General features: G+C 68.7%; 21 protein-coding genes. 11 read left to right on the forward strand and 10 right to left on the reverse strand.

Annotated features, from left to right (window positions below):
- Positions 1 to 491 precede the first annotated feature (491 nt).
- From ABZ016_RS30850 to ABZ016_RS30865, 4 genes are all read left to right on the forward strand, one after another.
- Complete coding sequence (locus ABZ016_RS30850; protein ID WP_356919983.1) at positions 492 to 1166, forward strand: PadR family transcriptional regulator; 675 nt, start codon at positions 492 to 494, stop codon at positions 1164 to 1166.
- Positions 1167 to 1211: 45 nt separating this feature from the next.
- Positions 1212 to 2294 carry an inositol-3-phosphate synthase gene (locus ABZ016_RS30855; protein ID WP_356919984.1) on the forward strand — a complete coding sequence of 361 codons (1083 nt, stop codon included), beginning with the start codon at positions 1212 to 1214 and terminating at the stop codon, positions 2292 to 2294.
- 89 nt (positions 2295 to 2383) lie between these two features.
- Entirely contained in the window at positions 2384 to 3646 is a 1263-nt protein-coding gene (locus ABZ016_RS30860) for an MFS transporter (protein ID WP_356919985.1), read from the forward strand.
- A 125-nt stretch (positions 3647 to 3771) separates the two neighbouring features.
- Positions 3772 to 4284 carry a hypothetical protein gene (locus ABZ016_RS30865; RefSeq protein WP_356919986.1) on the forward strand — a complete coding sequence of 171 codons (513 nt, stop codon included), beginning with the start codon at positions 3772 to 3774 and terminating at the stop codon, positions 4282 to 4284.
- Between the two features lie 112 nt (positions 4285 to 4396).
- Here the strand turns inward: ABZ016_RS30865 and ABZ016_RS30870 are convergent, their stop codons facing one another.
- Entirely contained in the window at positions 4397 to 5842 is a 1446-nt protein-coding gene (locus tag ABZ016_RS30870; RefSeq protein ID WP_356919987.1) for a CCA tRNA nucleotidyltransferase, read from the reverse strand.
- A gap of 258 nt (positions 5843 to 6100) precedes the next feature.
- Between ABZ016_RS30870 and ABZ016_RS30875 the strand changes: the two genes are divergently transcribed.
- The 7 genes from ABZ016_RS30875 to trxA all read left to right on the forward strand — a co-directional run bounded on the left by ABZ016_RS30875 (position 6101) and on the right by trxA (position 15842).
- A complete protein-coding gene (locus tag ABZ016_RS30875) occupies positions 6101 to 8497 on the forward strand; it encodes a DUF6049 family protein (protein ID WP_356919988.1) in 2397 nt (798 codons plus the stop codon).
- Positions 8498 to 8540: 43 nt separating this feature from the next.
- Positions 8541 to 10841, forward strand: coding sequence for a murein biosynthesis integral membrane protein MurJ (gene murJ / locus ABZ016_RS30880; RefSeq protein ID WP_356919989.1), 2301 nt, complete (start codon positions 8541 to 8543; stop codon positions 10839 to 10841).
- 119 nt (positions 10842 to 10960) lie between these two features.
- Positions 10961 to 12661, forward strand: a complete 1701-nt coding sequence (locus ABZ016_RS30885; RefSeq protein WP_356919990.1) for a protein kinase family protein — start codon at positions 10961 to 10963, stop codon at positions 12659 to 12661.
- A 27-nt stretch (positions 12662 to 12688) separates the two neighbouring features.
- Complete coding sequence (gene sigM, locus ABZ016_RS30890; protein ID WP_356919991.1) at positions 12689 to 13414, forward strand: RNA polymerase sigma factor SigM; 726 nt, start codon at positions 12689 to 12691, stop codon at positions 13412 to 13414.
- The gene (locus ABZ016_RS30895; RefSeq protein ID WP_356919992.1) at positions 13411 to 14331 is read left to right on the forward strand and encodes a hypothetical protein; all 921 of its coding nucleotides are present in this window, start codon (positions 13411 to 13413) and stop codon (positions 14329 to 14331) included. The genes sigM and ABZ016_RS30895 overlap by 4 nt, the downstream gene beginning before the upstream one ends.
- Positions 14332 to 14496: 165 nt before the next feature.
- The gene (gene trxB, locus ABZ016_RS30900; protein ID WP_356919993.1) at positions 14497 to 15465 is read left to right on the forward strand and encodes a thioredoxin-disulfide reductase; all 969 of its coding nucleotides are present in this window, start codon (positions 14497 to 14499) and stop codon (positions 15463 to 15465) included.
- Positions 15466 to 15509: 44 nt separating this feature from the next.
- Positions 15510 to 15842, forward strand: a complete 333-nt coding sequence (gene trxA, locus ABZ016_RS30905) for a thioredoxin (RefSeq protein ID WP_003991504.1) — start codon at positions 15510 to 15512, stop codon at positions 15840 to 15842.
- 94 nt (positions 15843 to 15936) lie between these two features.
- Here the strand turns inward: trxA and ABZ016_RS30910 are convergent, their stop codons facing one another.
- The 9 genes from ABZ016_RS30910 to rpmH form a co-directional block, all read right to left on the reverse strand.
- Positions 15937 to 16554, reverse strand: coding sequence for a GNAT family N-acetyltransferase (locus ABZ016_RS30910; protein ID WP_356919994.1), 618 nt, complete (start codon positions 16552 to 16554; stop codon positions 15937 to 15939).
- A 321-nt stretch (positions 16555 to 16875) separates the two neighbouring features.
- Positions 16876 to 17985, reverse strand: a complete 1110-nt coding sequence (locus ABZ016_RS30915; protein ID WP_356919995.1) for a ParB/RepB/Spo0J family partition protein — start codon at positions 17983 to 17985, stop codon at positions 16876 to 16878.
- Positions 17982 to 19058 carry a ParA family protein gene (locus ABZ016_RS30920; RefSeq protein WP_356920064.1) on the reverse strand — a complete coding sequence of 359 codons (1077 nt, stop codon included), beginning with the start codon at positions 19056 to 19058 and terminating at the stop codon, positions 17982 to 17984. The genes ABZ016_RS30915 and ABZ016_RS30920 overlap by 4 nt, the downstream gene beginning before the upstream one ends.
- 265 nt (positions 19059 to 19323) lie before the next feature.
- The gene (gene rsmG, locus ABZ016_RS30925) at positions 19324 to 20040 is read right to left on the reverse strand and encodes a 16S rRNA (guanine(527)-N(7))-methyltransferase RsmG (RefSeq protein WP_356919996.1); all 717 of its coding nucleotides are present in this window, start codon (positions 20038 to 20040) and stop codon (positions 19324 to 19326) included.
- 125 nt (positions 20041 to 20165) lie between these two features.
- Positions 20166 to 20678: a R3H domain-containing nucleic acid-binding protein gene (locus ABZ016_RS30930; protein WP_356919997.1), complete on the reverse strand. Its 513-nt coding sequence runs from the start codon at positions 20676 to 20678 to the stop codon at positions 20166 to 20168.
- Positions 20679 to 20693: 15 nt separating this feature from the next.
- Positions 20694 to 21977 (reverse strand): membrane protein insertase YidC, encoded by a 1284-nt coding sequence (gene yidC, locus ABZ016_RS30935; RefSeq protein WP_356919998.1) that lies wholly within the window; start codon positions 21975 to 21977, stop codon positions 20694 to 20696.
- Between the two features lie 3 nt (positions 21978 to 21980).
- Positions 21981 to 22355 (reverse strand): membrane protein insertion efficiency factor YidD, encoded by a 375-nt coding sequence (yidD, locus tag ABZ016_RS30940; RefSeq protein WP_356919999.1) that lies wholly within the window; start codon positions 22353 to 22355, stop codon positions 21981 to 21983.
- Positions 22352 to 22723 carry a ribonuclease P protein component gene (gene rnpA, locus ABZ016_RS30945; protein WP_003991512.1) on the reverse strand — a complete coding sequence of 124 codons (372 nt, stop codon included), beginning with the start codon at positions 22721 to 22723 and terminating at the stop codon, positions 22352 to 22354. The genes yidD and rnpA overlap by 4 nt, the downstream gene beginning before the upstream one ends.
- 21 nt (positions 22724 to 22744) lie before the next feature.
- Positions 22745 to 22882: a 50S ribosomal protein L34 gene (gene rpmH / locus ABZ016_RS30950; protein ID WP_005482975.1), complete on the reverse strand. Its 138-nt coding sequence runs from the start codon at positions 22880 to 22882 to the stop codon at positions 22745 to 22747.
- Positions 22883 to 23052 lie beyond the last annotated feature (170 nt).

Below are 23052 nucleotides of genomic sequence, written 5' to 3' on the forward strand. Positions count from 1 at the left end.
GGCCGGAGGACGAACCGGACTGGCCGCGTCGGGCCGCGGCACGTCCGCCTCCCTGCGGCTGCGGCGGTTTGCGACGGTGCTCGCTCATCGAACGACTACTCCTCGGGCAGGCGCACCCTTGCGCGCCTGGAAACGGCGGCTGGTTTCCGGTCCCCCCGAAGTACGGATGCGGTCGGCTCCGCATTCATCGGTCCCGCGTGCACCCGTACTACACCGAAGACGACGACGCTCTCAGGCGTCACTCGGTTCCCGGCGATGGTCATGGCGCACAGACTACGCACCGCCAAAACCTGCCGAGGCCCGAAGTTCACCGCAAATCAGGCAACTCGCGTCCGGCGAATCGGTGATGTGATCCCGTTCACCACACCTCCCCTTGTCGCATCCGGAAGGCCGTTCTATCGTCGAGATGTATCGAGTCGATACATCCGCTCGACACATCGGTCCGAGACATCGGTACGAGACACGGGTACCGCGGCAGAGAGGAGGCGACGATGAGCCGGCGATCCGGGATCCTCGAGTTCGCCGTACTCGGCCTGCTCCGTGAATCTCCGATGCACGGCTATGAGCTGCGTAAACGGCTCAACACGTCGCTGGGTGTGTTCCGTGCGTTCAGCTACGGGACGCTCTATCCCTGCCTCAAGACGCTGGTCGCCAACGGCTGGTTGATGGAGGAACCGGCGCCCGACGCCGAGACCGCGCCCCTCACCGGCCGCCGCGCAAAGATCGTCTACCGGTTGACGGCGGAAGGTAAGGAACACTTCGAGCAGCTGCTCTCGCAGACCGGGCCCGACGCGTACGAGGACGAGACCTTCGCAGCCCGTTTCGCATTCTTCGGGCAAACCTCACGCGACGTCCGCATGCGCGTTCTGGAGGGCCGGCGCAGCCGGCTGGAGGAGCGTCTGGAGAAGATGCGCATCTCCCTGGCCCGGACCCGCGAGCGACTCGACGACTACACGCTTGAGCTCCAGCGCCACGGGATGGAGTCCGTGGAGCGCGAGGTGCGCTGGCTGAACGAGCTCATCGAGAGCGAACGGGCGGGGCGGGACCTGAAGGGTTCCGCCCCGGGGGAGCCCGCTTCGCGTGACACCACATCTGGAGCGTCGGGCGGCCTGCCCCGGCCGGGGGGCGACCCCAGGCCGGATACGCCCGACGACACCGCCACGTGAGAGCCCCCTCAAGGGCCTCACTCGTACACACAGGGAGCAACCGGAATGGGTTCGGTTCGCGTAGCCATCGTCGGTGTGGGCAACTGCGCCGCATCGCTGGTGCAGGGAGTCGAGTACTACAAGGACGCCGACCCGGCGTCCAAGGTGCCGGGCCTGATGCACGTCCAGTTCGGCGACTACCACGTACGCGACGTCGAGTTCGTCGCCGCGTTCGACGTGGACGCCAAGAAGGTCGGGCTCGACCTCGCGGACGCCATCGGCGCCTCCGAGAACAACACCATCAAGATCTGCGACGTGCCCCGCACCGGCGTGACGGTCCAGCGCGGCCACACCCTGGACGGCCTCGGCCGGTACTACCGCGAGACCATCGAGGAGTCCGCCGAGGAGCCGGTCGACGTCGTCCAGGTCCTCAAGGACAAGCAGATCGACGTCCTCGTCTGCTACCTGCCCGTGGGCTCCGAGGACGCGGCGAAGTTCTACGCCCAGTGCGCCATCGACGCCAAGGTCGCCTTCGTCAACGCCCTCCCGGTCTTCATCGCCGGCACCAAGGAGTGGGCGGACAAGTTCACCGAGGCGGGTGTCCCGATCGTCGGCGACGACATCAAGTCGCAGGTCGGCGCCACCATCACGCACCGCGTCATGGCGAAGCTGTTCGAGGACCGGGGCGTCGTCCTGGACCGCACGATGCAGCTCAACGTCGGCGGCAACATGGACTTCAAGAACATGCTCGAGCGCGACCGCCTCGAGTCGAAGAAGATCTCCAAGACGCAGGCCGTCACCTCCCAGATCCGCGACCGCGAACTGGGCGAGGGCAATGTCCACATCGGCCCGTCCGACTACGTGGCCTGGCTGGACGACCGCAAGTGGGCCTACGTCCGTCTCGAGGGCCGCGCCTTCGGTGACGTCCCGCTGAACCTGGAGTACAAGCTGGAGGTCTGGGACTCCCCGAACTCCGCCGGCGTCATCATCGACGCCCTGCGCGCCGCGAAGATCGCCAAGGACCGCGGCATCGGCGGCCCCGTGCTCTCCGCGTCGAGCTACTTCATGAAGTCCCCGCCCGTGCAGTACTTCGACGACGAGGCCCGCGTGAACGTCGAGAAGTTCATCAAGGGTGAGGTCGAGCGCTGACGCGCCCCAACGAGTCGCTCCTGCCAGGGCTGTGAGGGTCCCCGGGTCGCATGACCCGGGGACCCTCCCCGTATGTGAGGCTGTGCCCCATGGCCGTCGTCCGTGACCTGCGCGTCCTGTTGCGCTTCCAGGGCTTCCGGCGTCTGCTCGCCGTGCGGCTGATCTCCCAGGGCGCCGACGGCGTCTACCAGGTCGCGCTCGCCGCGTACGTCGTCTTCTCACCGGAGAAGCAGACCTCGGCGGCCGCGGTCGCCTCCGCGATGGCGGTGCTGCTGCTCCCGTACTCCCTCGTCGGCCCCTTCGCCGGTGTCCTGCTGGACCGCTGGCGGCGTCGTCAGGTCCTGCTTCACGGCAGCCTGCTGCGCGCCCTGCTGGCGTCCGCGACCGCCCTGCTGATCCTCAGTCCGGCCCCGGACTGGCTCTTCTACGTCTCCGCCCTGTGTGTCACCGCGGTCAACCGGTTCGTGCTCGCCGGTCTTTCCGCCGCTCTGCCGCGCGTGGTCGACACCGAGCGCCTCGTCATCGCCAACTCGCTGTCCCCGACGGCCGGGACACTGGCGGCGACCGCGGGCGGCGGGCTCGCCTTCGTCGTCCGCCTGGTCGTGGCGGACTCCGACGCGGCCGTGGTGCTCGTGGGAGCCGGGCTGTACCTGTGCGCGGCCCTGGCGACGCTGAGCATGGCCCGGGAACTCCTGGGTCCTGACCAGAACTTGGTGCGTGAGCGGCTCGGTGCCGCCCTCACGGGCACCGCCCGCGACCTGCTGGCGGGCGTCCGTCATCTGGCCGCGCCACAGCGCCGGGAGGCTGCCTGGGCGCTCGCGGCGATGGCGCTGATGCGGTTCTGCTACGGCGCCCTGCTGGTGATGCTGCTGATGCTCTGCCGGTACGCGCTCACCTCGACGACGGACGACGGACTCGCCCTGCTGGGACTGGCGTTGGGCGTCTCCGGTGCCGGCTTCTTCGCGGCCGCCGTGGTGACGCCCTGGACCGCGGGCACGTTCGGGCCGGCAGGCTGGATCGTCATGTGCGCGGGGGCCGCCGCGCTGCTCGAGCCCGCTCTCGGACTGCCGTTCGCCACCGCCCCTCTGCTGGCCGCGGCCTTCGTCCTGGGGCTGACCACCCAGGGCGCGAAGATCGCCACGGACACCATCATCCAGTCCTCCGTCGAGGACGGCTTCCGTGGCCGGATCTTCTCCGTTTACGACGTCCTCTTCAACGCCGCGTTCGTCGGGGCCGCCGCCGTGGCCGCCCTGATGCTGCCACCGGACGGCCGATCCGTGCCGCTGGTGATCACGATCGCCGTTATCTACGCGACGGTAGCTGTGGCTATGTTCCGTTTTGGCCGCCAGTAAGTGTCACATCAATGACACAGAGCCACTCCTGACTACTGGCTTGTCAGTGGGGACCGATAACTTACGTGGGTCTTATCTCGCGACATGTTCGCGTCACTCATCCATGTTCTAGGGGGACCCCCAAAGTGACTACTCCGCCGCCCCAGGGCAATCCGTTCGCGCAGGCCCAGCCCGCGGGTCAGCCCCAGGCTCCGTACCCGCCGCAGGGTGGCTTCCCCCAGCAGGCCGGCCAGCCCGGCTTCCCGCCCCAGGGCGCGGCTCCGTACGCTCCGGTTCCGCCGCAGCCGTCCGGTCGCAAGCTCAGCTTCAAGACCATCAAGAACATCGTGGTCGTCATCGCCGTGGCGGGTATGGCCATCGGCGGCTACATAGCCAGCCGGGACGACGCCAACACGGCGTCCGTCGGCAGCTGCATGCACCGCGGCAGCACCAACGACAGCAACCCCGATCTCGAGGTCGTCGAGTGCAGTGACGCGAAGGCCCAGTACAAGGTGCTGGCGAAGATCGAGGGCGCCTACCTCACGGAGACTCTGGCATCGAGCAAGTGCGAGTCCGAGGCCAAGGACTTCCAGTACACGTACACCGAGAGCGGTGACGGCAAGGACTTCCTGCTCTGCCTGAAGGACTACAAGAAGTAAGGCACGCACGCGGAGGGGCGGTGTTTCACGTGAAACACCGCCCCTCCGCCGTCACCTCGTTCTGTCTCCCCGGGGTCATGTTTCACGTGAAACATGACCCCGTTCCACAGCCTCAGCCCTTCTGCTCGGCCCACCACTCCTTAAGGGCGGTCACCGCGGCGTCAGGCTCCATCGGCCCGTTCTCCAGCCGGAGCTCCAGCATGTGCTTGTACGCGCGTCCAATGACCGGGCCGGGCCCGATACCGAGGATCTCCATGATCTGGTTGCCGTCGAGGTCCGGGCGGATCGCGTCCAGCTCCTCCTGCTCCTGAAGGCTGGCGATCCGCTCCTCCAGCCCGTCATACGCACGCGAGAGGGCAGCAGCCTTGCGCTTGTTACGCGTGGTGCAGTCCGAGCGGGTCAGCTTGTGGAGCCGGTCGAGGAGCGGGCCGGCGTCACGGACGTAACGGCGAACCGCGGAGTCGGTCCATTCCCCCGTGCCATAGCCGTGGAAGCGCAGGTGGAGCTCGACCAGACGCGAGACGTCCTTCACCAGCTCGTTGGAGTACTTGAGCGCCGTCATGCGCTTCTTGGTCATCTTGGCTCCGACCACCTCGTGGTGGTGGAACGAGACCCGGCCATCCTTCTCGAAGCGGCGGGTGCGCGGCTTGCCGATGTCGTGCAGCAGGGCGGCCAGGCGCAGCGTCAGGTCGGGACCGTCGGCCTCCAGAGCCATCGCCTGCTCCAGGACGATCAGCGTGTGGTCGTAGACGTCCTTGTGCCGGTGGTGCTCGTCACGTTCCAGGCGCAGGGCCGGCAGCTCGGGCAGTACCCGGTCGGCAAGACCGGTCTCGACGAGCAGCGTCAGCCCCTTGCGCGGGTGCGGGGACAGGATCAGCTTGTTCAGCTCGTCCCGCACCCGCTCGGCCGAGACGATGTCGATGCGTCCGGCCATCTCTCCCATCGCCGCGACGACCTCGGGAGCCACCTCGAAGTCGAGCTGAGCCGCGAAGCGGGCGGCCCGCATCATCCGCAGCGGGTCGTCCGAGAAGGATTCCTCCGGGGTGCCGGGTGTACGCAGCACGCGCGACGCGAGGTCCTCGAGCCCGCCGTGCGGGTCGATGAACTCCTTCTCCGGCAGTGCCACGGCCATCGCGTTGACCGTGAAGTCACGGCGGACGAGATCCTCCTCGATGGAGTCGCCGTACGACACCTCGGGCTTGCGGGAGGTCCGGTCGTACGCCTCGGACCGGTAGGTGGTCACCTCGATCTGGTAACCGCCCTTGTGGGCGCCGACCGTGCCGAAGGCGATCCCGACCTCCCAGACGGCGTCCGCCCACGGGCGCACGATCTTCAGTACGTCCTGGGGCCGGGCATCGGTCGTGAAGTCCAGGTCATTGCCGAGCCGGCCCAGCAGCGCGTCCCGAACCGAGCCGCCGACCAGGGCGAGTGAGAACCCGGCCTCCTGGAAGCGGCGGGCGAGATCGTCGGCGACAGGCGCGACCCGCAGCAGTTCGTTCACCGCGCGGTGCTGCACCTGGCTCAGGGCACTGGACATTTCTTCGTTGGCGTTCGGCACAACAGAAGAGGGTACGTGGCCCGGGCGACCGGGAGCTCCCCCTTTTGACGCATGCGGACACGTCCGTCAATACGCGCACAAGCGCTGCCCTTGAGACGCAAGGAACCGCCCACACCCATAGGGCGACATACCAGACAGCCGACTGCCCGGCCGCGATCTTGTGGAACGGACCGCGGCACTTCCCCTCAGCGCACATCGTTACCATGCGTGGACGCACATTCCGACGACCACTGACGACGACTAGGGACGGACGAGCGCGTGGCCGAGGCGGCAGACTTCCAGGGGACCAGTGCCTCACCTGCCCGCCGGTGGCTGCGGCGTACCGGGGCACTGCTCGCCGGTGCGCCCCTGCTGGCCGGATTCCTTCAGCTGCCCGCCGCGCACCCGGCGGACGCGGCCGGACAGGAAGCACCGCAGGCTGCCTCCGGCGCCGGCTCGGTGTCCGTCGCGGTCGACTCGCTCAGTCCCAGCGCCCCCACAGAGGGTGACACGGTGACCGTGACGGGCACGGTCACCAACAACGGCAAGCAGGCGGTCACCGACGCCCACGTCGACCTGCGGGTGGGGCCCCAGCTCGACACCCGCTCGGGCATCGACACCCTCGCCAAGAAGAGCGACGACGTCCAGGGCCCGCTCGGCGACGCGGTCGGCGGCAAGTACACCGAGAAGTTCCCCAAGCTCACCCCCGGCGTCGCGGAGCCCTTCAACATCTCCGTACCGGCCGACGCGCTGGACCTCGGCGCGGACGGCGTCTACCAGCTGGCCGTCGCACTTTCCGGAGAGACCTCCGCACAGCCCGTCGACCGGGTACTGGGCGTCCAGCGCACGTTCCTGCCGTGGCAGCCCGAGGAGGCCGGCACCAAGACGAAGACCACGTTCCTGTGGCCGCTCGTCTCCTCGGCCCACATGGCGGCGGAGACGGGGTCGAACGAACAGCAGACGCCGGTCTTCCGCGACGACGAGCTCGCCAAGGAGATCTCCCCGGGCGGCCGCCTCGACCAGATGGTGTCGCTGGGCAAGGAGCTCGACATCACCTGGGTGATCGACCCGGACCTGGTGGCGTCCGTCGACGCGATGACGAAGAGCTACGAGGTCCGCGGCGCCGACGGCACCAACACCGCCGGCACCCACCAGGCGGTCGCCAACCGCTGGCTCGCCGAGCTCCAGCAGGCGGTCACGGGCAAGGAGGTCGTCGCCCTGCCCTACGGCGACCCCGACCTGGCCTCCGTCGCCCACAAGGGGACGAACGTCACCGGCACCCTGAGCCACCTCAAGGAAGCCACCGACGTCGTCGACAACACGATCCCGACGGTGCTCCACGTGAAACCGTCCACGGACTTCGCGTGGCCCGTGGACGGCGCCGTCGACCCGTCGATCATGAAGGTCGCGACGTCCGCCGGTGCCGACAAGGTGATCGCCCGCAGTGACAGCCTCCAGGACGACCTGTCGTACACCCCCTCTGCGGCCCGGCCCGTCGGCGGCGGCACCACGGCGGTCGTCGCGGACTCCAGGATGTCCACGGCGTTCCAGGGCGACCTGACGAAGGCCTCCGCGTCCACGCTCGCCGAGCAGCGCTTCCTGGCCCAGAGCCTGACCCTGGGCCTCCAGAGCGGCAAGCAGCGCAGCGTGGTCGTCGCACCGCAGCGCATGCCCACCGTGCACCAGGCACAGGCCATGGCCGATGCGCTCAAGGCACTCCAGCTCGGGAACTGGTCCGAGTCGCAGGACCTGACGGCGGCCGCCAAGGCCAAGCCGGACCCGGCGGCCAACACGAGGGTCCCGTCGTCCTCCGCCTACCCGGCCGCGCTGCGCAAGCAGGAACTGCCACGGGCCGCCTTCGAGCAGATCGCCAGGACCCAGAACAAGCTCGACAAGTTCAAGGTGGTGCTCACCCGCCAGTCCCGGGTGGTGACCCCCTTCGGACGGGCCATGAACCGCGAGATGTCCGTGTCCTGGCGCGGCCAGGGCATCGCGGCGGTCGGCTACCGCGACGGCATCGAGTCGTACCTCGACGGGCTCATCGACGGCGTCAAGCTGATCGAGAAGTCGGAGACCAAGCTCTCCGGCCGCAGCGCCACGATCCCCGTGACCGTCCAGAACAACCTGGTCCAGGGCGTCGAGCACCTGAAACTGCGGCTCACGTCGAAGAACCCGACCCGACTCAAGATCGGTGGCGACGCCTACGAGGAGCAGCAGGTCACCGTGAACGGCGGCCACAGCCAGTCGGTGAAGTTCCCCACGTCCGCCAACGCCAACGGCCGGGCGGAAGTGGTCGCCCAGCTGTACACCGAGGACGGGCAGAAGTACGGCGCCCCCGTCACCTTCGACGTAAAGGTGACCGAGGTCACGGCCACCGTGATGCTGGTCATCGGCGGCGGCGTCCTGCTCCTGGTCCTCGCCGGCTTCCGGATGTACACCCAGCGCCAGCGCGCCGCCGCCCGCGAGACCGCCGAGGACGACGCCACCGAGGCGGACGGCAGCGCCGACGGCCAGGCCGATGCCGCGCAGAACCCGCAAGCCCCCGGCGAACGTCTCAAGGAGGAGTCCGAGGCCGGCGCACGGGCCGACGGCCCCGAGCAGCCGAGTGACCCGGCCCCGGACACCGCGACGGAAAACGCAGACCCGTCCGGCACGGGTGAGAGAGTGGACCGTTGAGATGTCGTGGCCGGTGGGCCCGGGACGATGAGGTGGGGTAACCATGAACGCGCCGTACGACGGTGACCACGGCCGTGCCGTGGGCAGCTCGGGCTACCCCGAGTCGGGGGCGCCCGAGGGCTCGCCGCCCGAGCACGGCCAGGTGCCGCCGCAGCCGCCCGCGGACATGTACCTCCAGGACGCCTACGACCAGGACCCCTACCGGGCACAGGACCTCTCCGCCCAGGACCCGGTCGCCGAGGCCCTCTACGACCGTGCCGCGCACCCGCCTCCCCCGCCGGGCACGTATCAGCCGCAGCAGCTGTACGCACAGCCGCCGCAGTCGCCCTACGCGCCCGACCCGCAGGTGTGGGCCCAGACCCCCGCGCCGGAGCCCGAGGGCCCCACACGGCACCTGCCGTACGGCGACGCCGCCCGGACCACACAGTTCGTGGGCGTGGACGACCTCGTCTCCCAGGCCGGCGATCCACAGCAGGAACCCGACGCGTTCGCGCATCTCTTCCGGGACCAGCAGCAGAACAGCGGTCACCCCTCGTACGAGTCGCCTTCGGTCCCCGGCCCCGCTCCGGCCTCCGGCCAGATGGCGCAGGGCCAGTACGCGGCCCAGGGCGCGTACGCGCAGGGCCCGTACGCGGCGCCCGGCGGGACCGCGGAGACACCGGCGGTGGACGACACCCACGCCGCGGAGTCCGCCGCCCCGCCCTCCCAGAAGAAGGGCCGCGCCGCCGGCCTGCTGAAGTCCAGCGCCGTGATGGCGGCCGGCACGCTGGTCTCCCGCCTCACCGGCTTCATCCGCTCCGCACTGATCGTGTCGGCCATCGGCGTCGGCTTCCTGGGCGACACCTTCCAGGTCGCCTACCAGCTGCCGACGATGATCTACATCCTCACGGTCGGCGGCGGTCTCAACTCCGTCTTCGTGCCGCAGCTCGTGCGCGCCATGAAGGACGACGAGGACGGCGGCGAGGCCTACGCCAACCGCCTGCTGACCCTCGTCATGGTGGCGCTCGGCGCACTCACCGCGCTGGGAATCCTCGGCGCACCGCTCCTGATCCGCATGATGTCCCCCTCGGTCGCCGGCGATCCCGCGGCGAACCAGGTCGGCACCACCTTCACGCAGTACTTCCTGCCCTCGATCTTCTTCATGGGCGTCCATGTGGTGATGGGCCAGATCCTCAACGCCCGCGGGAAGTTCGGCGCGATGATGTGGACCCCGGTCCTGAACAACATCGTCATCATCGTGACGCTGGGCATGTTCATCTACGTCTACGGCACCGCCGCCGACTCCGGGATGAGAGTCACCACCATCCCGGCGGAGGGCCAGCGTCTCCTCGGCATCGGTGTGCTGCTGGGCCTGGTGGTCCAAGCGCTGGCGATGATCCCCTACCTCCGCGAGACCGGCTTCCGGCTGCGACTGCGTTTCGACTGGAAGGGCCAGGGCCTCGGCAAGGCCATCACGCTCGCCAAGTGGACGGTCCTGTTCGTCCTCGCCAACCAGGCGGGCGCCATGATCGTCATCTGGCTGTCCACCGCGGCGGGCAAGGCCTCGCCCGTCGACGGCACCGGCTTCTCCGCCTACGCCAACGCACAGCTCATCTGGGGCCTGCCGCAGGCCATCATCACGGTGTCGCTCATGGCCGCCCTGCTGCCGCGGCTGTCGCGCTCGGCGGCCGAAGGCGACGGCGGCGCCGTCCGTGACGACATCTCCCAGGGCCTGCGCACCACGGCGGTCGCCATCGTGCCGGTCGCGTTCGGTTTCCTCTCGCTCGGCATCCCGATGTGCACGCTGATGTTCGGCTCCTCGGGCACCGACGAGGCCACCAACATGGGCTTCATGCTGATGGCCTTCGGTCTCGGTCTGATCCCGTACTCCGTGCAGTACGTGGTCCTGCGCGCCTTCTACGCCTACGAGGACACCCGGACGCCCTTCTACAACACGGTCATCGTGGCCGCGGTCAACGCGGGCGCCTCGGCGGTCTGTTACTTCGTCATCCCGTCCCGCTGGGCCGTCGTCGGCATGGCCGCCTCCTACGGTCTGGCCTACGCGATCGGGGTCGGTGTCGCCTGGCGCCGGCTGCGCAAGCGGCTGGGCGGGGACCTCGACGGCGCCCGGGTCCTGCGGACTTACGCCCGGCTCTGCATCGCCTCCGTCCCGGCCGCCCTGCTCAGCGGAGCGGCCTGCTACGGCATCGGCCACACGCTCGGCCAAGGAGTCGCGGGATCGCTCGCCGCGGTACTGGCCGGTGGCGCGGTGCTCCTCGCGGTCTTCTTCGTCGCCGCCCGCCGCATGCGCATCGAGGAACTCAACTCCTTGGTCGGCATGGTCCGCGGGCGCCTGGGACGCTGAGGCGGGGGGTAGGCGCACAACCATCGTCAGCCACCGCGTGTCGTGCATAGCGGCGGACTGTGGGCACAATTGGTTTCGGCGTCGGACGGCGCGCAATGGATGGGGAGGCAGGAACGACGGTGGCGGAACGGAGCACGGCTGCCGTCGACGTGGCAGACAACAGCGACGAGACGTCGCTGACCGCACAAGCGGACCAGTCCACGGCCGACGGGGTGGCCAAGAACCGGGAGCGGGACACGGACAGCGACGAGGTACAGGAGAGCGCCCGGACCGACGGTTCCGGAAAAACCTCGCCGCCTGAACTGCACAGTGGGCACAAGCTCGCCAGACGCTACCGCCTCGAGGAGTGCGTCACCCGTCTGGACGGTTTCAGCAGCTGGCGTGCCGTGGACGAGAAACTCCGCCGCGCCGTCGGCGTGCACATCCTGCCCGCGGACCACTCACGGGCCCGCTCCGTCCTGGCCGCCGCCCGTTCCTCGGCCCTCCTGGGCGACCCGCGCTTCGTGCAGGTGCTGGACGCGGTGGAGGAGAACGACCTCGTCTACGTCGTCCACGAGTGGCTTCCCGATGCGACGGAACTGGGCACGCTGCTCGCCTCCGGGCCGCTGGAGCCGTACGACGCCTACCAGATGGTCAGCCAGGTCTCCTCCGCCATGGCCGCCGCGCACCGCGAGGGCCTCGCACATCTGCGGCTGAACCCCAACGCCGTCCTGCGCGCCTCCACCGGCCAGTGGCGCATCCGCGGCCTCGCCGTGAACGCCGCCCTGCGGGGCATCTCGTCCGAGACCCCGCAGCGCACCGACACCGAAGCCATCGGCGCCCTGCTGTACGCCGCGCTCACCCAGCGCTGGCCGTACGAGAGCGACGCCTACGGCCTGGCGGGCCTGCCGAAGGACATCGGCCTGATCGCGCCCGACCAGGTGCGCGCCGGTGTGCACCGCGGGCTGTCCGAGCTGTCCATGCGCGCACTCGTCAACGACGGCGCCACCGCCTCCCGGCACGAGTCGCCGTGCACCACGCCGGAAGAGCTGGTGAAGGCGATCGGTGAGATGCCCCGCATCCGCCCGCCGGAGCCGGCGTTCACCGCCCCGCCCGAGTACCAGCGCACGACGTACCAGCAGGGCACCTACGGCCGCCAGGGCCCGCACCCCGGCGCCACCCAGCCGATCACGACCCCGCCGCCCCCGCTGCAGAGCCGCACGGGCAAGGCACTGAAGTGGGCCGTCTCCGCGCTCCTGATCGCCGCACTGGGCCTCGGCAGCTGGCAGCTGGCCGACGCGCTCATGGACCAGGGCGGCAAGACCGAGGACCCGGGCAAGACCCAGACGAACGACGGGAACGACAAGAGCCCGAAGAAGCCGACGGGCGGCAAGCCCGTCGCCATCGAGGGAGTCCGCGACTTCGACCCGTTCGGCTCGGACGGATCCGAGAATCCGGAAGACATCAACAAGGTCGACGACAGCGATCCCAGTTCGTACTGGCAGACGAGCTACTACGAGAGCTCCGACTTCGGCCGCCTCAAGTCGGGCGTCGGCGTGATCCTCGACCTCGGCAAGGTCCAGCAGGTCGGGAAGGTCACCGTCAAGTTCGTGGGGGACACCTCGGTCGAGCTCCGCAGCGCCGGTTCCGACGCGGGCTCGGAGCCCACGTCCTTCGACGCGTACGAGAAGGTCGCCGACGGCTCGGGAACGACCGTGAACCTCAAGCCGGGCAAGGCCCTCAAGACGCGGTACCTCCTCGTGTGGCTGACCGACCTTCCCGTCCAGGCGGACGACGGCAAGTGGCGCGGCCGGGTGGCGGACATCAAGGTGACCAGCTGACGGCATCTGCCTCGAGGAAGGAGGCCGATGGCAGACGGCACCGGGTACGACGGCGTGAGCGATCAGGACCTGCTCGCCCACCACGTGGAAGGCGACCCCGACGCCTTCAGCGAGCTCGTGCGGCGGCATCGCGACCGACTTTGGGCCGTCGCCCTGCGGACGCTGGGAGACCGCGAGGAGGCCGCTGACGCGGTACAGGACGCCCTTGTCTCCGCGTACCGGGCCGCGCACACCTTCCGGGGCCAGTCGGCCGTCACGACGTGGCTGCACCGGATCACCGTGAACGCATGCCTGGACCGCGCCCGCAAGGCGGCCTCCCGGAAGACCTCGCCCGTCGACGACACCGAGCGCCTCGAGCAGCTGCTGGAGCCGCACGAGTCGGCCTCCGCGCCCGCCGAGCGCAATGATCTCCACCGGCAGCTCATCGAGGCTCTGGGAACCCTGCCGGCCGACCAGCGTGCGGCGCTCGTCCTGGTCGACATGCAGGGCTACCCGGTCGCGGAGGCGGCCCGTGTCCTCGACGTGCCGACAGGCACGGTGAAGAGCCGCTGTGCCCGTGGCAGAGCCAGACTCCTGCCGCTGCTCACCCATCTACGACCCGACGGCAGCGCTGACGGCAAGAAGCCGGGCGGAGAACGGAACCGGACGCAGGAGCCGACCGTCCCACCCGCAGCGGGACCGCACCGAGCGGAACCACCGGACACAGGACCGAGCGACCCAGCCGCAGTGAAGGGCGGAGGTGGACGAGCGTGACGTCGACGACAGACATGGCCGGGCACCCGGACGTCGCGGAGATCTCCGACCTCACCGAGGGCCTGCTCCCGCCGTCCCGAAGCAGCGACGTACGCAGGCACCTGGACGAGTGCGAGCTCTGCGCGGACGTCCATGCCTCCTTGGAGGAGATCCGCGGACTGCTCGGCACGCTGCCGGGCCCGCCGCGCATGCCGGCCGATGTCGCAGGCCGCATCGACGCCGCTCTCGCCGCAGAGGCCCTGCTGCATTCCAGGGAGGCGGTGCCCGACGAGAGCCCGGCTCCGATGAGTGCGCCCGCCTTCCCGTCCGAGGGCGACAGCGATCTGCGTGTTTCACGTGAAACATCGGTGACTGTCGACCGGCCCGCCGGACGCCCCCGCTCGTCCACCACCGGCCCCGGCCGCAAGGGACGCACGCGGAGCGGGCGCCGGAGGATCGCCGTTCTGGGGACCGTCTTCACCGTCGCCGCCCTGGGGCTGGGCTCCGTGCTGCTGGCGTCACTCGACGACGGCAAACCGCCGCGTGACACGGCGGGCGAACAGCAGACCACCGCCGCGGACACCTTCTCCGAGGGAAAGCTGCAGAAACAGGTCGCCGACCTCCTGGGCGAGAACAAGAGCGAGGGAGGCAGCTCCCGCACCCCGTTCGGCGCGGCGACCGCCGGGACCAACCACCCCAGGGTCTTCAGGGAGCCCACAGTGCCGGGCTGCGTCCGCGACGGCATCGGCCGCAAGGATGCTGCCCTCGCCGTCGAGAACGGCAGGTACGAGGGGAAGAAGGCGATGCTCGTGCTGCTCCCCGACGCTTCCGACGCCACGCGGGTCACCGCCTACATCGTCGACGCGACCTGTGTGGATCACTCGGCGTCCACCGCCACGGGAAAGATCCTTCTGCAGCGCTCCTACCCGTCCTCCTGAGGGCGGGCTTCCCGGCCCTGCATGGTTACCCGCACGGTGTCCACATCTCCGTGTGCCCGGACACAGTGGGAATGCGAGCCCCTTAGGATCCGTTGGGTGGGGTGAGAGTTCCGAGAGAAGCTCCCACCGGTCGAACGACGCAGTCCAGAGACGAGGAATCAAGCCGTGAGCGACGTCCGTAACGTGATCATCATCGGCTCCGGGCCCGCCGGCTACACGGCGGCGCTCTACACCGCGCGCGCGTCGCTGAAGCCACTGGTGTTCGAGGGCGCCGTCACCGCCGGTGGTGCGCTCATGAACACCACCGACGTGGAGAACTTCCCGGGCTTCCAGGACGGCATCATGGGCCCGGAGCTCATGGACAACATGCGCGCCCAGTCGGAGCGCTTCGGTGCCGAGCTCGTCCCGGACGACATCGTGACCGTCGACCTGTCCGGTGAGATCAAGACCGTCACGGACACGGCCGGTACCGTCCACCGGGCCAAGGCCGTCATCGTGGCCACGGGCTCGCAGCACCGCAAGCTCGGCCTGCCGAACGAGGACGCCCTCTCCGGCCGTGGAGTGTCCTGGTGCGCCACCTGTGACGGGTTCTTCTTCAAGGACCAGGACATCGCCGTGATCGGTGGTGGCGACACCGCCATGGAGGAGGCCACCTTCCTCTCTCGGTTCGCCAAGTCCGTGACCGTCGTCCACCGGCGCGACACCCTGCGGGCCTCCAAGGCCATGCAGGAGCGCGCCTTCGCCGACCCGAAGATCTCGTTCGTATGGGACAGCGAGGTCGCCGAGATTCAGGGCGACCCGAAGCTCTCGGGCCTGAAGCTGCGCAACCTCAAGACCGGCGAGCTCTCGGACCTTGCGGTGACCGGCCTCTTCATCGCCATCGGGCACGACCCCCGCACCGAGCTCTTCAAGGGCCAGCTCGACCTGGACGAAGAGGGCTACCTGAAGGTGGACGCGCCGTCGACGCGTACGAACCTGACCGGTGTCTTCGCTGCCGGCGATGTGGTCGACCACACCTACCGTCAGGCGATCACCGCGGCCGGGACCGGTTGCTCCGCCGCTCTCGACGCCGAGCGCTTCCTCGCCGCCCTCTCGGACGAGGAGCAGCCGGAGCCCGAGAAGACCGCTGTCTGACCCTCCCTACCCGCCCCACGCACCAACCAGTTAAGGAGCCCGCCGTGGCCGGCACCCTGAAGAATGTGACCGACGACTCCTTCGAGCAGGACGTCCTCAAGAGCGACAAGCCCGTCCTGGTGGACTTCTGGGCCGCCTGGTGCGGTCCGTGCCGTCAGATCGCGCCGTCCCTCGAGGCGATCGCCGCCGAGTACGGCGACAAGATCGAGGTCGTCAAGCTGAACATCGATGAGAACCCGGGTACGGCCGCCAAGTACGGCGTCATGTCCATCCCGACGCTGAACGTCTACCAGGGTGGCGAGGTCGCCAAGACCATCGTCGGCGCGAAGCCGAAGGCCGCGATCGTTCGCGACCTCGAGGACTTCATCGCCGAGTGACACGGCGCTGCCGCCGCACCGACGGTGCATGTTTCACGTGAAACACGAATGGGCCAACCCGGAAGGGTTGGCCCATTCGCTTGTCCGCATGCCCCTACAGCGGGCGCAGCGCCGGTTCCTTCTGCACGGCTCCCAGCAGGCGGTCCAGCGCCATCTCGACGTCTTCCTTCCAGGAGAGCGTCGACCTCAGTTCCAGCCTGAGCCGGGGATAGGTGGGATGCTGCCGGACCGTCTTGAAGCCCACCGCCAGAAGATGGTCGGCGGGGAGCACACAGGCCGGCTCCTTCCAGCGCGCGTCCCCGAACGCCTCGATGGCCTTGAAGCCCCGCCGCAGCAGATCCTTGGCGACGGCCTGGACCATCACCCGACCGAGCCCTTGCCCCTGGTAGCCCGGAATGATGAACGAGGTCATCAGCTGAACCGCGTCAGGCGAAACGGGACTCGTGGGGAACGCCATGGACCGAGGGACGTAGGCGGGAGGGGCGTAGAGCACGAAGCCCACCGGCACATCGTCGACGTAGACGACCCGGCCGCAGGAACCCCAGTCCAGCAGGACGGCTGAGATCCAGGCTTCCTTCTCCAACGCAGGCGTGCCCGCCTTTACCGCGGCCTCACCGCTGACCGGGTCGAGCTCCCAGAAGACACACGTGCGACAGCGCTTGGGAAGGTCCTGAAGGTTGTCCAACGTGAGCGGTACGAGCCGGCGCCCCATGAAGGCTGTTCCTCGCTTCCTTCTCCCGCCGCATCGCGGGCGGCTGTCAGAGCGCTCCGTTCCTTGAGGAGACTGCCGACGAACCCACCGACGGCTCCCAGCCCCAGACCAGCGCTCACCAGTCCGGTGCGGCTCATCGTTCGCATCGCCCCTGCCTCCCTCTCAGAGGTGCTACCGGGTCGGTTACGCCGTACTCGAACGCATCGTATCCACGATGTGATTGCATCGATACCGCCAGAAAGGAAAGAGCGGGCCATGTTCCGGTACACACCGGACACGACCCGCTCTGCCGAAGGGACTGTGGAGGCTCCTGTCGGAGTCTCAGGACTCGTCCTCCTCGGAGTCGCCCTCCAGGAGGCTCTTCTGCAGGACGGGCCCTTCACCGGGAGCGAGTGAGCCGAGGATCCGCTCGAGGTCCTCCATGGAGGCGAACTCGACGGTGATCTTGCCCTTCTTCTGCCCCAGGTCGACCTTCACCCGCGTCTCGAAGCGGTCCGAAAGCCGCGTGGCGAGGTCGGACAGGGCCGGAGAGACCCGGGCACCGGCACGCGGGCCCTTGGGCCGCTGTGCCTTCTGGGGCCGCGACCCCATCAGGGTCACGATCTCCTCGACGGCCCGCACCGAGAGCCCCTCGGCCACGATGCGGTGAGCCAGCCTGTCCTGCTCCTCCGAGTCCTCGACGGACAGCAGAGCCCTCGCGTGGCCCGCGGAGAGCACCCCGGCGGCGACCCGGCGCTGCACGGCCGGCGAAAGCTTCAGCAGGCGCAGGGTGTTGGAGACCTGCGGGCGGGATCGGCCGATGCGGTCCGCGAGCTGGTCGTGCGTGCAGTTGAAGTCCCTCAGCAACTGGTCGTAGGCGGCTGCCTCTTCCAGCGGGTTCAGCTGGGCACGGTGCAGGTTCTCCAGCAGGGCGTCCAGGAGGAGCTTCTCGTCGTCCGTGGCCCGCACGATGGCCGGGATCGCCTCCAGGCCCGCCTCCCGGCAGGCCCGCCAGCGACGCTCGCCCATGATGAGCTCGTAGCGTGCCGGGCCCACCTGCCGTACGACGACCGGCTGAAGGAGCCCCACTTCCTTGATGGAGGTGATGAGCTCGGACAGCGCGTCCTCGTCGAAGACCTCACGCGGCTGGCGCGGGTTCGGCGTGATGGCGTCGAGGGGGATCTCGGCGAAGTGCGCACCGATCGGCGCCGCGGGCGCGGCAGGAGCAGCGGGAGCAGCAGGCTGAGCCGGCGGCTCTTCTGTTTCACGTGAAACAGTCGGCAGAGTCGCCACCTTCGCCGCCGCCACCCCACGGTCGTTCGGCAGCGCGGGCACTGCCGTGGGTGATGCCGAAGCGGCCCCCGCCGCAGCCTGGGCCACCGACTTCTCCGTCGGCGCAGCAGGGATCAGTGCGCCGAGACCACGGCCCAGCCCCCTCCGTCGCTCGCTCACTGGATGCCCTCCACCATGCTCGGGTCGTTCTGCTGTGCGCCGATGTGGGCGTGTGTCGCGTCATAGCTGACGCCAACGCCCTTCAGCGCGATCTCTCGTGCCGCCTCAAGATAGGAGAGGGCACCACTCGAACCAGGATCGTAAGTCAATACCGTCTGCCCATAGCTCGGCGCCTCGGAGATACGGACGGAACGGGGGATGCTCGTCCGCAGGACCTCGTCGCCGAAGTGGGTGCGCACCTCGTCCGCGACCTGGGACGCGAGACGTGTCCGGCCGTCGTACATGGTGAGCAGGATGGTCGACACATGCAGGGCGGGGTTGAGGTGCCCCCGCACCAGGTCGACGTTGCGCAACAGCTGGCCCAGCCCCTCCAGCGCGTAGTACTCGCACTGGATCGGGATGAGGACCTCCTGGCCTGCCACCAAGGCATTGACCGTCAGGAGGCCGAGGGAGGGCGGACAGTCGATGAGGATGTAGTCCAGCGGCTGCTCGTACGCCTGGATGGCGCGCTGCAGCCGGCTTTCCCGGGCCACCAGGGACACCAGCTCGATCTCCGCACCGGCGAGATCGATCGTGGCCGGAGCGCAGAAGAGACCTTCGACATCGGGAACCGGCTGGACGACCTCGGAGAGCGGCTTGCTTTCCACCAGCACGTCGTAGATCGAAGGGACTTCGGCGTGATGGTCGATGCCCAGCGCGGTGGACGCATTGCCCTGTGGGTCGAGGTCGACCACCAGCACCCGGCCACCGTGCAGGGCCAGTGACGCGGCAAGGTTGACGGTCGTCGTCGTCTTGCCCACACCGCCCTTCTGGTTGGCGACCACCATGATTCGGGTCTGCTCGGGCCGCGGCAGGCCCTCGCCTGCGCGGCCCAGAGCCTCCATCGCCAGTTGGGCAGCACGACCGATGGGAGTGTCGTCCATCGGAGGCGGTGTTTCACGTGAAACATCCGCCCCCATCGACTCGGTACGGGGACCGGGGACCGGATCGGTCATCGGTCCCGCGATGTTGGCGTCGGACCGCAAGGATTCACTCTCCTCGACTTCAGGCTCGCAATGAACAGAGCCTCCCATGCCTTCGGGGTCGTGAACCAGTGAGGCCTGACGTTCTGTGGAGAAATCCACCTCTGTGGACAACTCAGATCCCTCATCGAGTGACCCGAGAGGCTTACGGTCGCGGGGTTCGGCCGCAGCGCGGCCACGACTGATGATGCCGTGCAGAAGTGAGCGACGTTTCACGTGAAACACGATGCACAGCAGCGGTGGCCGGATCGGCGCGACACTCCGGCATGCGTAGGTTTGGCAGCTTGTGTGGAGTACGTCTCGTCCGCAGGACGGATCAGCGTCGCCGGCGCGCACGCCCCGTGCGAGCGGCCTTGGCGCGCTTCGCGGCGAAGCGCACACCGCCGGGGCTCTCCCCGACCTCGACCCGTACGACCGTGGACATCGGATCCACCACACCCTCCCCGACATGCAGGATGGACGTCTCGACCGCACCCAGCTTGCTCAGGGCCGCCGACGCGCTCTTCAGCTCTTCCTCGGCGGTGTCGCCCTTGAGGGCGAGCATCTCCCCGTAGGGCCGCAGCAGCGGGATGCCCCAGGTGGCGAGACGATCGAGGGGTGCGACGGCACGGGCCGTCACGACGTGGACGGGATGGATCTTCCCCATGACCTCCTCGGCCCGGCCACGCACCACGGTCACGTGATCGAGGCCGAGCAGCTCCACGACCTCGGTGAGGAAGTTGGTGCGTCGCAGCAACGGCTCCAGCAGCGTGATCTTCAGATCCTCCCGAACCAACGCGAGCGGAATGCCGGGGAGCCCGGCACCGGAGCCCACATCGCACACGGTCACCCCCTCGGGCACGACCTCCGAGAGCACCGCGCAGTTCAGCAGGTGCCGCTCCCACAGGCGCGGTACTTCACGCGGGCCGATGAGGCCGCGCTGCACGCCTGCCTCAGCGAGCAGCTCGGCGTACCGCACCGCATCCGCGAAGCGATCGCCGAACACCTCGCGCGCCTGCTCGGGCGCGGGGGGAAGCTCCGCTGCCTCCGTCACGGGGGACCGTCCTTCCGTACCGCGTCAGCGCACCCAGCGCCGACACCAGAACCACCAGAACTATCAAGGCTGACAAACTTCGGCCCCGCCTGCGCAACAGACGGGGCCGGAAAACGTAGAGCCGGTCAGGCAGGCAGCACGACGACGAAGCGCTGCGGCTCCTCGCCCTCGGACTCGCTGCGCAGCCCCGCGGCCTTCACCGCGTCGTGCACCACCTTGCGCTCGAACGGCGTCATCGGCTTCAGCTTCACGGCCTCACCGCTGCTCTTGGCCTCGGCGGCGGCCTTGGCACCCAGCTCGGACAGCTCGGCGCGCTTCTTGGCGCGGTACCCCGCGATGTCGAGCATCAGACGGCTGCGATCACCGGTCTCCCGGTGCACGGCCAGGCGAGTGAGCTCCTGGAGCGCCTCCAGCACCTCGCCGTCACGGCCGACCAGCTTCTGCAGGTCACGGCCGCCCGCGTCGCTGATGATCGAGACGGAGGCGCGGTCGGCCTCGACGTCCATGTCGATGTCGCCGTCGAGGTCGGCGATGTCGAGCAGACCCTCCAGGTAGTCCGCCGCGATCTCGCCTTCCTGCTCCAGGCGAGTCAGGGTGTCTGCACCCTCGGCAGCGGCGGAGGTGGTGCCTTCCGTCACGGGATGGACTCCTTCTTACTTCTTGGACGGGGACTTGGGCCGCTGCGGACCCTTGCGCTGTCCGGACTGGGCCTTGCTGCGGGTACCGCCGGCGGGCTTCGCTCCGCCCTTCTGGGCAGCGGCGGCGGGCTTGGCGTCCTCGGGCTCGTCGGACTTGCTCAGCGACGTCTTCGGCTCGTGCTCACCGGCCGCCTTCGCGCCACCGGCACCGGAGTGCTGGCGCTGCGACTTGCTCTGCCGCTTGGGCTGCTGACGCTTCGGGGCGGCGGTGGCCGGCGTACCGTCCTCGGCCTGGGCGGCGGCTGCGGTTTCGCTCTTGATCACCGTGCCGTCGGCCTGGGCGGCGAGGCCCGCCTTGCTGAGGCCGTTGATGAACTTGCGCTCGAACTCGTTGCGGTCGCGTCCCTTGGCGACGATCGCCTTGACGATGACCCGGTCACGGCGCCGGCCGACCTTGTCGTGCTGCGTGACGTGCTGGACCAGGCGCTCCAGGTACGCGGCCTGCGCCTTGGAACCCGGAGTCGGGTTGTTGCGGATCACGTACATCTGCTGGCCCATGGTCCACACGTTGGTGGTCAGCCAGTAGACGAGGACACCGACGGGGAAGTTGATACCGAAGACGGCGAACATGACCGGGAAGACGTACATCAGCATCTTCTGCTGCTGCATGAACGGCGTCTTCACCGTGGTGTCGACGTTCTTCGTCATCAGCTGGCGCTGGGTGAAGAACTGCGAGGCCGACATCAGGACGATCATGATGGCGGTGACCACGCGGACATCGGTGAGGGAGGCACCGAGCGCCTCCACCTTCGAGGAGCTGTCCGTGAACTTCGCGGCCAGCGGAGCCCCGACGATGTGCGCCTTCTGCGCGCTCTGCAGCAGGCTCTGGTTGATCACGCCGATGGTGTCGCCCGTCGCGATGCCGTTGAGCACGTGGTACAGGGCGAAGAAGAACGGCGACTGAGCCAGGATGGGAAGGCACGAGGAGAGCGGGTTGGTGCCCGTCTCCTTGTACAGCTTCATCATCTCTTCGGACTGACGCTGCTTGTCGTTCTTGTAGCGCTCTTGGATCTTCTTCATCTCGGGCTGCAGCGTCTGCATGGCCCGAGTCGACTTGATCTGCTTCACGAAGAGCGGAATGAGGCAGATACGGATGAGGATCACCAGGGACACGATCGACAGGCCCCAGGCCCAGCCGGTGTCAGGGCCGAAGATGGCGCCGTACACCGAGTGGAACTGGACGATGACCCAGGAGACGGGTGTGGTGATAAAGCTGAAGAGGCTGGCAATCGTGTCCACTAATCATGCTCCTTGGGCATGGGACGGTGTCTCTGCGGCCGGGCTCGAAGGACTGGACTGACTTGTGGGAGAAGTCTGTCCCTCGGTGGCCGGTTCGGCGGCGGAGGGCCCGCCCTTGCGTGCACGCCACGCGTTACGCAGCATTTCGTGCCACCGCGGGCGCTTACGCGGCGGGACATGGTCCACACCACCCAGCGACCACGGATTGCACCGCAGGATGCGCCAGGCCGTGAGTGCCGTTCCCTTGATGGCACCGTGCCGGTCGATGGCCGTGTAGCCGTAGTGGGAACACGACGGGTAGTACTTGCAGACCGGCCCCAGCAGCGGACTGATCGTCCACTGGTAGAGCTTGATCAGAGCCAGCAGCGGGTACTTCATCGCGCGCCCCCTCCCAGCAACCGCTGGAGAGCGGCATCCAGGTCTCGGGCCAGCTGTGCGTGGTCGGCGTCGCCCGATCCGGGCAGCGCTCGTACGACTACCAGGCTACCGGGGGGCAGCTGGGCGACTCGCTCGCGCATCAGGTGGCGAAGCCTGCGCTTGACTTTGTTGCGTACGACCGCGCCGCCCACCGCCTTGCTCACGACGAAACCCGCACGCGTCGGGGGAGCGCTCTCCCCAGGCACATGCGGGTCCGTGGCACCGCTTCGAAGATGGACGACGAGGAGCGGGCGTCCTGCCCGACGTCCTCGCCGTACCGCGGTCGCGAAGTCCTCGCGCCGCCTCAGCCGATGCTCGGTAGGCAGCACGACGTCATGACCTGATCGGAATCAGGCGGACAGGCTGGCGCGACCCTTGCTGCGGCGGTTCGCGAGAATCGCGCGGCCGGCACGGGTGCGCATCCGCAGGCGGAAGCCGTGGGTCTTCGCGCGACGACGGTTGTTCGGCTGGAAGGTGCGCTTGCTCACTCGGGGGCTCCAGAAGAAATCGGTAGTTGCGGGGTGCCGTCCTGGCTGTCACCGTGCGCCCACGAGTAGCTCGCAGTTACGCCCGAGTGCACCGCTGACCGATCACCCAAATGATCTGTGCCCATCGGAGGCAGGCGGCAGCAGCCATCGACAACTCGACCTGGTTACGG

It is taken from the genome of Streptomyces sp. NPDC006372 (assembly GCF_040612515.1).
Classification (GTDB): domain Bacteria; phylum Actinomycetota; class Actinomycetes; order Streptomycetales; family Streptomycetaceae; genus Streptomyces.

What these genes read in the sequence shown, in the direction of transcription:
- sigM (WP_356919991.1), top strand. Translation starts at nt 12,689, where the DNA reads ATGGCAGACGGCACCGGGTACGACGGCGTGAGCGATCAGGACCTGCTC.
- ABZ016_RS30920 (WP_356920064.1), bottom strand. Translation starts at nt 19,058, where the DNA reads ATGGGAGGCTCTGTTCATTGCGAGCCTGAAGTCGAGGAGAGTGAATCC.
- ABZ016_RS30860 (WP_356919985.1), top strand. Translation starts at nt 2,384, where the DNA reads ATGGCCGTCGTCCGTGACCTGCGCGTCCTGTTGCGCTTCCAGGGCTTC.
- ABZ016_RS30855 (WP_356919984.1), top strand. Translation starts at nt 1,212, where the DNA reads ATGGGTTCGGTTCGCGTAGCCATCGTCGGTGTGGGCAACTGCGCCGCA.
- ABZ016_RS30850 (WP_356919983.1), top strand. Translation starts at nt 492, where the DNA reads ATGAGCCGGCGATCCGGGATCCTCGAGTTCGCCGTACTCGGCCTGCTC.
- yidD (WP_356919999.1), bottom strand. Translation starts at nt 22,355, where the DNA reads ATGAAGTACCCGCTGCTGGCTCTGATCAAGCTCTACCAGTGGACGATC.
- ABZ016_RS30910 (WP_356919994.1), bottom strand. Translation starts at nt 16,554, where the DNA reads ATGGGGCGCCGGCTCGTACCGCTCACGTTGGACAACCTTCAGGACCTT.
- murJ (WP_356919989.1), top strand. Translation starts at nt 8,541, where the DNA reads ATGAACGCGCCGTACGACGGTGACCACGGCCGTGCCGTGGGCAGCTCG.